The sequence below is a fragment of the Dialister sp. genome, assembly GCF_036343215.1.
Lineage (GTDB): Bacteria > Bacillota > Negativicutes > Veillonellales > Dialisteraceae > Dialister.
In genome coordinates this window covers 17,636-29,019 of record NZ_JAZASU010000014.1, presented here as the reverse complement: position 1 = coordinate 29,019, position 11,384 = coordinate 17,636, and the positions used below count along the sequence as shown (strand labels likewise).

General features: G+C 46.1%; 9 protein-coding genes. All 9 read right to left on the bottom strand.

What is annotated here, in order from left to right; all coding sequences use genetic code 11:
* The coding region (locus VZT47_RS04660; RefSeq protein WP_330223807.1) for a hemagglutinin repeat-containing protein at positions 1 to 771 on the bottom strand (771 nt) is incomplete at its 3' end.
* 892 nt (positions 772 to 1,663) lie between these two features.
* The gene (rpsO, locus tag VZT47_RS04655; protein ID WP_442877418.1) at positions 1,664 to 1,933 is read right to left on the bottom strand and encodes a 30S ribosomal protein S15; all 270 of its coding nucleotides are present in this window, start codon (positions 1,931 to 1,933) and stop codon (positions 1,664 to 1,666) included.
* 185 nt (positions 1,934 to 2,118) lie between these two features.
* On the bottom strand, positions 2,119 to 2,907 hold the full coding sequence (locus VZT47_RS04650) for an ABC transporter ATP-binding protein (RefSeq protein ID WP_296953575.1): 789 nt from the start codon (positions 2,905 to 2,907) through the stop codon (positions 2,119 to 2,121).
* 4 nt (positions 2,908 to 2,911) lie between these two features.
* On the bottom strand, positions 2,912 to 3,793 hold the full coding sequence (locus tag VZT47_RS04645; protein ID WP_296953573.1) for an ABC transporter permease: 882 nt from the start codon (positions 3,791 to 3,793) through the stop codon (positions 2,912 to 2,914).
* Positions 3,794 to 3,828: 35 nt separating this feature from the next.
* The gene (locus VZT47_RS04640; protein ID WP_330223806.1) at positions 3,829 to 4,836 is read right to left on the bottom strand and encodes an ABC transporter substrate-binding protein; all 1,008 of its coding nucleotides are present in this window, start codon (positions 4,834 to 4,836) and stop codon (positions 3,829 to 3,831) included.
* Positions 4,837 to 4,976: 140 nt separating this feature from the next.
* Positions 4,977 to 5,969 (bottom strand): ABC transporter substrate-binding protein, encoded by a 993-nt coding sequence (locus tag VZT47_RS04635; protein WP_330223805.1) that lies wholly within the window; start codon positions 5,967 to 5,969, stop codon positions 4,977 to 4,979.
* Positions 5,970 to 6,257: 288 nt separating this feature from the next.
* The gene (gene rpmF / locus VZT47_RS04630; RefSeq protein ID WP_330223808.1) at positions 6,258 to 6,443 is read right to left on the bottom strand and encodes a 50S ribosomal protein L32; all 186 of its coding nucleotides are present in this window, start codon (positions 6,441 to 6,443) and stop codon (positions 6,258 to 6,260) included.
* A gap of 173 nt (positions 6,444 to 6,616) precedes the next feature.
* Positions 6,617 to 8,497: an excinuclease ABC subunit UvrC gene (gene uvrC / locus VZT47_RS04625; protein ID WP_330223804.1), complete on the bottom strand. Its 1,881-nt coding sequence runs from the start codon at positions 8,495 to 8,497 to the stop codon at positions 6,617 to 6,619.
* Positions 8,490 to 11,339: an excinuclease ABC subunit UvrA gene (gene uvrA / locus VZT47_RS04620; RefSeq protein ID WP_330223803.1), complete on the bottom strand. Its 2,850-nt coding sequence runs from the start codon at positions 11,337 to 11,339 to the stop codon at positions 8,490 to 8,492. The genes uvrC and uvrA overlap by 8 nt, the downstream gene beginning before the upstream one ends.
* Positions 11,340 to 11,384: the final 45 nt, after the last annotated feature.

Here is an 11,384-nt window from a genome sequence, read left to right as displayed (position 1 = left end):
CCACATATTTGCACTTTCTGATGCATTATGTCGAAGGCTTTCTACTACATATCCAGCATCCTTCTCCTCTCGGATTAACTGTCCTGCAGTCTGACCTGCCTGAAGAGCATAAAGTCCTTTAAGGCGGGCATCTTCTACTTCTCCTGCCCGCATCAGCGGTGCTGCAATGGAATGAACCGTCTCTACGGTTCTGCCTCCCAGGGATACGCTGAGCCCGCTTCTTGCCATTTCATGCTTTTCCAGGGAGCTGTATGTATTTTCTGTATGCTGGAGATTTATGTTTTCTCCGCTGATGGAAATATCTTTTCCCGCAGTCACTTCACTGCCTAAAATGGCAGCATCTTTCCCTGCGCCGATACGAACGCTTCCTTCCACGCTGCCTATGGTGCTTCCTACCTGTTCTACAGCTTCACTGTCAGAGCGGTCTTTTCTCTTTTCGCTGCCCATAGTAAAGCCCAGGCCGCCTTCGGAGAGGAGACCCCTCTTTTTGACGGATTCCCGGTAGGTGCTGCCGCTTCTTTCTTCAGCGCTGTCGGCCTTGAAGTTTCTCCCGGCCAGAAGGGTGGTATCTTTATCGCTGACGACAGCGCTTCCTGTGATGGTCATATCTCTTCCGCTTTCCATACGGGTTTCATTCCCGGAGATAAGGCTTCCTCTCACGGTGTCCGTCGTCCCTGCTTCATAGAGGTCTTTGGTCTTGGAAGAGAGAAGTCCGGATACGTGGGAGTGGTATTCGTGGATGGTTTCGTGATGTTCCTTTTCATCCATCATAGAGATATCTTCACCGGCAGTCAAGGAGATTTTTCAGAAAGTTACATGTCCAGAAATTTTATCTTTCGCCTATGGTATTCTTCCTGCAGAAAGCCTGTATCTTCTATTTCATTACATCTATTCATATTTAATTGCGAAACAGGCAAGCATATTTGTTTATCATACTATTCCATTATTGAATTTTATATAGTATAATAAGCATAGATGAGAGCTTGGACAAGGTCCGGGGAGTGGCCACGAAAAAATACCCGGTTCCTGGTCCGGCTGCAAGCCATCTCGCATGGATGAAACCATAAGAGCTCCGGGCTTCGGTCCGTTCGATGCGTTATGAGTGAGACCTGCATTACCTGATTAAACGCCTCGGTTCATTCTGAGGTTCTACAAGCGAAATGCCTGAAAGAGGCCATCATCATGATGGAGCGGTGGAAGATTGGCGCACTTGTCTTCTATCCGTCGGACCTAGCTCTTTCAGGCTTTTCGTGTTGCCGGTCGTGATGAAATCAGGCTCAATAAAAAAATCCCTGCCTTTTTTTACAAAGGGTGGGGATCTTTTTATTGAATTCATGAGTTGACAAATTTACTCTGAAAAATGAGCTATCCCAGACTTCATGGGGGTTTATCTTTCCTGCAAAAAGTCTGCTGTTATCCACTGCCTGAGGCACCACCGTCGGGCATTAAGGTGCACGCATGGTGTGCAGTCTATACTCGAATAACAGCCTGACTCCACAGTGCTGCAGGATAGTCGTCTTCCATAGGAAGAAAGCTGTATACTTCATCCCCCTTCCCTCTTCTGGCAGCCTGTCTGTTGCCATACAGCCACTTTCTGTGAATATCTTTCGAGCCTTCTTTCCACTAAAAAAGACTACCTTGCGGTAGTCTCTTTTGGGAAATCTTATTTCAGACGCAGGCCCAGTTTTGCACCGAGAGCTCTGTAGCGTTCAATGTCCTTGCGACGGAGATAGTCGAGCATGTTTCTACGCTGGCCAACCATCTTCAGCAGTCCGCGGCGGGAATGATGGTCTTTCTTGTGGGATTTCAGATGTTCAGTGAGGAGAGCAATTCTCTTGGAAAGGATTGCAATCTGAACTTCCGGAGATCCGGTGTCGCCTTCATGAACAGCAAACTGATCAATAACTTCTTTTTTTACTTCCGGTGTTAACATAATAAGCCTCCTGTAAAAGATTAAATTGCTGTATCAGGGTCTTCGCCGGAGATGCGATGGACTGAGATACAGTTCACACGAGTGTTATTATACAGGTCTCTACACCATTTGGCAAGGGTAAAATAAAAAATTTATGTCATTCATAAAAAAATCCCGCCTCTGTAATAGCAGAGACAGGATTTTTATCATCCAAGGAGTACCCGGTCACTCATGGCTCCGGAATTTTCTTCGAATTTTCTAAGCAGGTCATCAATGGTGAGCTGCTTCTTTTCTTCCGGAGTATAATCAGCAATGATGGTACCACTGTTCATCATAATCAGACGATTGCCATATTTCAGGGCATCCTTCATATTATGGGTAATCATGAGGGTGGTCAGATGCTGTTCATGAACAATAGTATCCGTAATTTCAAGCACTTTAGATGCAGTTTTCGGATCCAGTGCCGCAGTCGGTTCATCCAGAAGGAGGATATCGGGCTTTTTGAGGGTTGCCATAAGAAGAGTAAGTGCCTGTCTCTGGCCGCCGGAAAGAAGTCCAATTCTTGTCCCAAGACGGTCTTCCAGACCGAGTCCAAGTCTTGCTACCATATCATGGAAACGTTCATGGTCTCCGGCAGAAAAAGCCCAGCGAAGTCGGCGGCTCTGACCTCTGCGGGAAGCTATAATCAAATTTTCTTCCACCTGCATACCGGCAGCTGTCCCTTTCAGGGGATCCTGAAAAACGCGTCCAATATATTTGGCCCGCTGGAATTCTTTTACCTTTGTTACATCATGGCCATTGATTTCAATAGTTCCGGAATCCAAAGGAAATACACCGGCTACGGAATTCAGAAGTGTACTTTTACCTGCGCCATTACTTCCGATGACCGTACAGAAATCGCCTTCTTCCAAATTAAGAGATACATTGCTGAGAGCCTTTTTCTCATTCGTCGTGCCTTTGAAGAAGGTTTTACTGATGTTATTGATTTTAAGCATAGCCTTAGCCTTCCTTCCCCAGATTGACTTTCCCCTTGATCATTGGTGCTGCCAGGCAGAGCATGACAAGAATTGCGGTAAATAACTTCAGATCGTTTGGCGGCATACCGAGATAGAGAACAACAGCAATGACAAGGCGGTAAATAATAGAACCAACGACAACAGCAGCCAGGGATGCAGAAAAGCTGTCGGCCCCAAGAACTACTTCGCCAATAATAACGGAGGCAAGGCCGATTACGATAGTACCGATCCCCATGCCTACATCAGCAAACCCGTTATTCTGAGCTACTACCGCGCCGCAGAGACCAATCAATGCATTGGAAATAAAAAGTCCCATGATAATCATGGTATCCGTATTTACACCCTGGGCACGAACCATTTGTGGATTAAAACCGGTAGCACGAACGCACATGCCAAGTTCCGTACCAAAAAACCAGTAAATAAAAGCGATAATGACAGCCATAATAACGGTCGGAACAATAAATGCCGCTATTGACTGGCTTACATGAAGTGCCTGCGCCGTCACGGTAAAAATCGTATCGATTCGAAGCAGGGAAATATTGGCTTTTCCCATCACATGAAGGTTAATGGAATACAGGGCGATCATGGAAAGAATCCCTGCCAGGATTGCCGGTATCTTCAGCTTGGTATAAAGTACACCGGTTACCGCTCCTGCAATAAGACCACCTGCCGCACCGGCAATGATACCAATCCAGGGGGAATAACCACCGGCAATCAGAGTTGCCGCAATAGCACCGCCCAATGGGAAACTACCTTCACAGGTCATGTCCGGTACATCAAGTACGCGGAAAGAAAGAAATACACCGATTGCCAGTATGGACCACATAATCCCCTGCGCAACCGTAGAAATTGCCAAGTCTACCATTTAAATTCCTCTCTTCAAAAATAATACTGAAATCATCAGGGTCTTGCGGGCTGTCCGTCATAAAGATAGAGCTTTCTTGCCCTCTGCCATAAATCTCCGGGGAGCCCGATATTCAGTTTATTTGCCTGTTTCATATTGATCACTATATCCGGATCTATTTGTTTTACGATAGGAATCTCTTCAGGAATGATGTTTCCTTTAAGCAGACGGGCTGCTATTTTCCCGCCGCTGAAACCCATACGGTAATAACCGGGAGATACGGAAAGAACAGCGCCGCGGCGCACCATTTCAGACTGTTCACCAATAATTGGGATATAAGCTTCTGTCATCATTTTCACGATTTCATCAAAGTGGGTAAGCAGGTCCGGATCTTCCGGAACATACACGGCATCTACATGGCCTACCAGTTTATGAATCTGTGGGGATGCCAGCTTTGATGGATCATAGGAAATTTCATACAGATGAATTCCCTTCCGTTCCGCTACAGCGCGAAGAATATTGAGCTGGAGCACCACAACATCATCAGACGGATTGTACAGAATGCCAAGATTCTTAATCGGGAAACATCTGGCTGCCGTCCTGATCTGTGTCAAAACAGGCGGATTATCGGTAATGCCTGTCATATTTCCTGCATTTTCAAAGGCTTCATCCTTTTTGAAATTCATGACGCCTACACCCACTACCGGAATGGATCTGGTTACTTTGGCAGCAGCTTTGGCAGAATCGGTACCGATAGCGATGATGAGATCCTTTTTATCACGGACAAATTTCTTTACGCCTGCTTCCAGCTTCTTTTCGTTGCCTCCGGCTCTCACGATATCGATTCTGGCATGTTCGCCTTTTCGATACCCTTCTACAGAAAGGGCCGCAAGAACCCCATCAGTCATCTTGTCCTGCTCAGCCAAATCGGCAGACTGGAGAATACCGATAGAGTAAACATCTTTCGCTGCTATCGGAAGTACTTCTTCGAAAGCCGGTTCCGCATTTTCAGACTGATATACAAGTACAGCAATGGCAATATTACAAACCGCAAAAACGAGCATTAAACACCACAGCTGTTTCAGTTTAGAGACCACGACGGGATTCCTTCCTTCATTGCAAAGCAAGATCAACTGATATAGAAAGAGTAACTTCCGGATGGAAAGGAAGTTACTCTTCTCTTAAACCATAACTTCAAATATATTCAAATCATTTCAGCCCTGTCAAGGACGGACTGCGGAATCTTGATCCCCAAAGTTTCCACTTCACCTTTATTGATATAGAGCTTCGATTTACCTGCTCCTTCTACAGGGAAATCTTTAATCGTTTTATTTCCCTTCAGAACTTCAACAGCCATTTCACCGGCTCTGTAACCGATATCATAGAAGCTGATGGATTCAGATGCCAGGACACCATTCTTTACATGGCCTGCTTCCGCACCATAAACAGGAATTTTTTCTTTATTGGCCACGGACATGAGTGTCGGGATGGAAGAAGCAATAATATTATCGGTCGGGACAAAAATCGCATCAACTTTCCCGCCCAGGAAACCTTCGGCAACCTGCTGTACGTCATTCACAGAATTAACGGTCAGCTCGATTACTTCCATACCAAGAGGTTCACATTGAGCCCTCAGCCGCTTTGCCTGGATAACGGAATTGATTTCGCTTGAATTATAAATGATACCGATTTTTTTCGCATTTGGCTGGATTTCCTTAATCAGTGCCACCTGCTTATCAAGCGGGCCTCGATCCTGGGTACCTGTTACATTACCATCTGGCGCTTTTTCAGACTTCATAAGCTTTGCAGTCTCGAAATCCGCAATGGCCGTGCAGATGATCGGAATTTTATCCGTCGCATTAGCCATGGACTGTGCAGCCGGCGTGGAAATAGCGCAAATGAGATTATAATTGCCGGAAACGAAACGGTTCGCAATAGACTGGAGATTGGACTGATCCCCCTGGGCATTTTGCTGATCGAAATCTACTTTATCCTTCATATCCGACTTATTTACAGCATCAACAAAACCTTTGTTGGCGTCATCCAATGCCGGATGCTGAACAATCTGCACAATGCCGATCTTTAATTTGTTTCCGCCCGCGGACGCTTTCGAACCACCGCAGCCTGCAAAAATACCTGCAGCTAAAAGGCCGCATAAACCAGCGGCCATGACTTTTTTCCATTTACTTCCTACCATTCTACTGTTCCTCCTTTTAAAAAGAACAAAAGAGCCCCGATATCCAACCTACGGAATGCTCTACGGATATCGTCATTGACTTTTTTGTACTGTGAACTTGCGATAATTATAGCATATCCAAATCATTTGTACCACAGGGATAGACGGGTATATGCATTTTTTATGATTGTAAGCCATAAATTTATGATTTGCAGGTATTATTTCTACCAAAGCACTTTTTTAAATCAATTGCCTGTATCTTTAATTTTGAAATAAAAAAACGTCTCCCTGAGGGAAACGTTTCTTCGATTAACCTTCAACAGTCTTGCTGACGAGCTGCTTACCTTTATAGTAACCGCATACTGGGCACACATGATGTGGTTTTTTCAGTGCATGGCACTGCGGGCATTCAACAAGACCCGGAACGGTCAACTTCCAATTTGCACGTCTCTTGTCACGACGAGATCTAGAGCTTTTTGTCCTCGGAACCGGCATATTTAGCACCTCCTTACCTATCGGCCTTAATGCCGTGATGGCATCACTGTACATACACAGTGCTCTTAGCCGGAACTAGAATTATCAACTTCATTATTATACGTGCATAATGACCATTTGTCAAGAAAAATATACTTTCTTTCCTGATTTTGCCTTTGATTCGGAGAACACAGTCAGGATTCCGCTTCCATTCCATGGGGTGCAGCGGATTCCAGTCCATTAATAACCATCTGTTTTTCATCTTTGCGCATATGAAGAAACCGATACAGGTTTTCAGCAGTCATCCTGTTCATCCCCGGGACCTGCGCCAATTCTTCCACGGAAGCCTTGCGCATTTCATCCATAGAGCGAAAAGCATGCCAGAGCGCATTCCTTCTTGTGGGACCAATCCCATCCACATGATCAAGGATGGATTCGGTATTTCTTTTGTTCGTCCATTTCCGGTGATAGGAAATAACGAACCTGTGCGCCTCATCCCGGATAAACTGAAGAAGCTGCAAAGCCGGTTCATGATGATCCAGAATAATGGGTTCTTCTGCCCCTTCTATATAGATTTCTTCAATCCGCTTTGCAAGGCCAATGACCGGCGCATCACATCCTGATTTCCTGATGACCGGAAGGGCTGCATGAAGCTGGCCGAGACCTCCATCGAGAACAATAAGATCAGGTGCGGGCCAGTCTTTTTCTTTCCCATAGCGACGGCTCATGACTTCAGCCATAGACTTGAAATCATCTGCATGCCCCTGTGTAGTCTGGAGCTTGAATTTCCTGTATTCCTTTTTTGCCGGACGGCCGTGCTCAAAAACTACCATGGATCCGGTAGTTTCAGCCCCCTGATTGTGGGAAATATCAAAGCATTCCATTCTTTCAGGAAGCCTTGGCAGTCCCAGAAGTTCCTTCAGCTTCTTCACCGCTCCCTGCTCGCGGGCATCCTGGTATTCCCATTGAAGTTTCTTATCAGATAAATATTTCCCCGCATTGGCCATGGCCATGTCTTTCAACCGCCGTTTGAATCCCCTTTGGGGTACCAGGATTTCTACTTCTGTGCCTTTCAGGTGAGTAAGCCATGAAGAAATCAGTTCCTGATCTGTAACCTTCAGAGGCAGAATAATTTCCCGGGGAATGGAATTCGGATTTCCGCCATAAAAGTCACGAGCAAAAGCTGTTATGATTTCATCATCTGTTTCATCCGCGCTTTCCGGTATACTGAAATTTTCTTTTCCCACCATACGTCCATAACGGATATAAAAAACTTCCAGTCCTGCGTGGCTGCCATCCCTGGCCAGTCCAACCACGTCAAAATCGCCATCATTGGCCACAATGTTCTGTCTCTGCTGCACTGATTCAATCGCTCGAATCTGGTCCCGGTATTTTGCAGCCTCTTCATAAGCCATCTCTTCGGAGGCTTTGGCCATTTTCTGTTTCAGTGCCTGTACAAGTCCCGTACTTTTCCCTTCAAAAAGATCGCAGATTGTATTCACATATTTTTTATAATCTTCTTTCGAACAAAGCTCAAAGCAGGGGCCGCAGCATAAATGAAGATGGTACTGCAGGCATGGACGCGATACTTTCATTGAACGGCAATTGCGGATGGGATAATACTTTCTGAGGAGGCTGAGGGTTGCCCGCAGGCTCCCTACATCAGTAAAAGGTCCAAAATATTTACCGCCATCATCATGGCGTATATTTCTGGTTACAAAAATCCGGGGCCATTCGTCATAGGTCGTAACTTTGACATAGGGATAAGACTTGTCATCCCTAAGGGAAATATTGTACTTCGGGTGTATTTCCTTGATCAGGTTACATTCCAGAATCAGTGCCTCCATTTCTGTGGCAGTCATGGTAATATCAAGATCTTCCGCATGCCGGATCATGGCAGCCACTTTGGGAGAGCGGTTTTTATCTTCGCGAACATAGGAACGAACGCGGTTTTTCAGGTTTTTAGCTTTCCCCACATAAATGATGCGGCCGTCCTTGTCCTTCCATCTGTAAACTCCCGGTGAATCAGGAAGAGCCTCTACCTTGGCCCTGATCTTATCATTCACATCAATCATCGTTATGATTCCTCATAATTTCTTTCGTCCGCTCAATAACCGGCAGCAGGTATTGCCCTGTATAGGAACGTTTGACTTTGCAGATTTCCTCCGGCGTTCCGACTGCCACGATTTCACCGCCTTTATCTCCACCTTCGGGTCCCAGATCGATAATGTAATCTGCCACTTTGACTACGTCCAGGTTATGCTCAATTACAACGACCGTATTTCCCTGGTCCACCAGTTTCTGCAGAACAATGAGAAGTTTCCTTATATCTTCACTATGAAGGCCGGTGGTAGGTTCATCCAGAATATAAAGAGTGTCTCCCGTTCCCCGCCGCATGAGCTCAGTTGCCAGTTTTACACGCTGGGCCTCCCCGCCGGACATGGTTGTCGCCGGTTGTCCGAGATGAATATAACCCAGGCCCACTTCCTCCAGTGTTTCCAGTTTTCGGAGGATTTTGGGATGATTTTCAAAGAATGGGACCGCTTCATCCACCGTCATATTGAGGACATCAGAAATATTTTTCCCTTTATAACGAACCTCCAGAGTTTCTCTATTATATCGGACTCCGTGGCATACTTCGCACGGTACATAAACATCCGACAGGAACTGCATTTCGATTTTAATAATTCCGTCCCCGTGGCAGGCCTCACAGCGTCCGCCTTTGATATTGAAACTGAAACGTCCCGGTTTGTATCCCCTCATTTTGGCTTCTGAAGTCTGGCTGAAAAGCTCTCGGATATCGTTAAAAACGCCGGTATAGGTAGCCGGGTTGGATCGCGGTGTCCTTCCGATGGGCTGCTGGTCAATATCGATAATTTTATCTACATATTCCGCACCCTCCATGGAATCAAATTTCCCTGTAGCATAAGAAGTATGATTTTTTATATTGGAAAGGCCCTGATACAGGATTTCGTTGACAAGGGTACTCTTTCCTGAACCGGATTCACCGGTAACTACAGTAAAAGCTCCTAATGGAAATTTAACATCTATGTGTTTCAGATTGTGTTCGGAAGCGCCATGAATCGTCAGGGAAAGGCCATTCCCTTTCCGTCTTTCTTTCGGAAGGGGAATGTATTTATCGCCTCTGAGATAAGCACCGGTAATGGAATTTTCAGATTTCTTTATATCCTCCGGTGTACCCTCAGCTACCACATATCCCCCTTTTTCTCCAGCCCCGGGGCCTATGTCCACCACCCAGTCCGCCGTACGGATGGTATCCTCATCATGTTCTACCACTATAAGGGTATTTCCTAAATCCCGCATGCCTTTCAGCGTAGCCAGCAGTTTATCATTATCCCGCTGGTGAAGGCCGATGGATGGTTCATCCAGTATATATAATACCCCTACAAGTCCGGAACCAATCTGCGTAGCCAGCCGGATCCGCTGGGCTTCGCCACCGGAAAGAGTAGAAGCGCCCCGGGAAAGAGTCAGATACTCCAGGCCTACGTTTGAAAGAAAAGTCAGCCTGTTTTTCACTTCCCGAAGTATCTGGTCTGCTATCACTTTTTCTTTTTCTGTCAGGTTCAGCCGGTCAAGAAATGGAAGAAGCTCGGAAACAGGCATGTCTGACAGTTCCGCAAGGTTTTTGTTTCCCACGCGGAATGCCAGGCTTTCCGGACGAAGTCTTGCGCCATGGCAGACAGGACAGGGTTTTTCTATCAGGTAATTCGCAAGAGTTTCTTTCATCTTATCCGTCCAGGCCTCTTCGTAGCGGCGTTTCGTCATGGGAACGATGCCTTCAAAGGTTCTCTGATAGGTCTTGGTCTCTCCATCCTGGTTTGTATAGCGGAAGGACAGCAGTTCATGGCCGCCATGCTCAAATTCCTCTCTGGCTGCGTCCGGCAGATCGTCATAGCAGGCATCCATGGTCAGATCATATGACTTCAGAAAAGCATCCAGCTGCTTGTAAAGCCAGCTTTCCTTATTATAAGGAAAAGGCTTAATGGCGCCGAGGCGGAAAGAAATATGATGATCAGGGAGAATCCTATGGAAATCCGCTTCCAGAGAAGACCCCAGTCCCATGCATGCCGGGCAGGCGCCAAAAGGATTGTTGAAAGAAAAAATACGGGGTTCCGGTTTTGGAAGGGAAATACCGCAATCAGGGCAGGCAAAATGAGTACTGAAAAGATGATCCGGCCCGTCAATCATGGCTGCAACCATAAGGCCATCGCCGAGCTTAAGGGCTGCCTCCACGGAATCTGTCAAACGGCGAACGATGCCCTCTTTAATAATGACTCTGTCAACTACCACTTCTACCGTATGTTTTTTGTTTTTTTCCAGCTCGATATCCTCAGCTAGAGGATATACGTGACTATCTACACGGACCCGGACATATCCCTCTTTGCGGAGTTCTTCAAGCAGTTTCTTATGAGTCCCCTTTTTCTGGACCGCAACTGGTCCCAGAATCATCAACTTCGTCCGATTTCCCAAAGATATGAGGGAGTCCACAATCTGATCTACGGTCTGCCTTTCAATAGGCTTTCCGCAGTTCGGGCAGAAAGCACGGCTGGCATGGGCATAGAGCATACGCAGGTAATCATGAATTTCTGTCACCGTCCCTACCGTGGAACGGGGATTATGGCTGGTAGACTTCTGATCGATGGAAATAGCCGGGGACAGACCGGAAATCTTATCTATATCCGGCTTGTTCATCTGTCCTAAAAACTGGCGGGCATAAGCAGATAAGGACTCCACATACTTTCTCTGTCCTTCCGCATAAATCGTATCAAAGGCAAGTGAAGATTTCCCGGAACCCGAAAGCCCGGTAAAAACAATCAGTTTATTTCTTGGCAGGCTCAGATTGATATTTTTCAGGTTATTCTGTCTGGCCCCCTGTATAACAATTCCTTTTTCCATAAAATACCTTTCACGTAAAGAAAAAAGATACACTGGAATATAAGA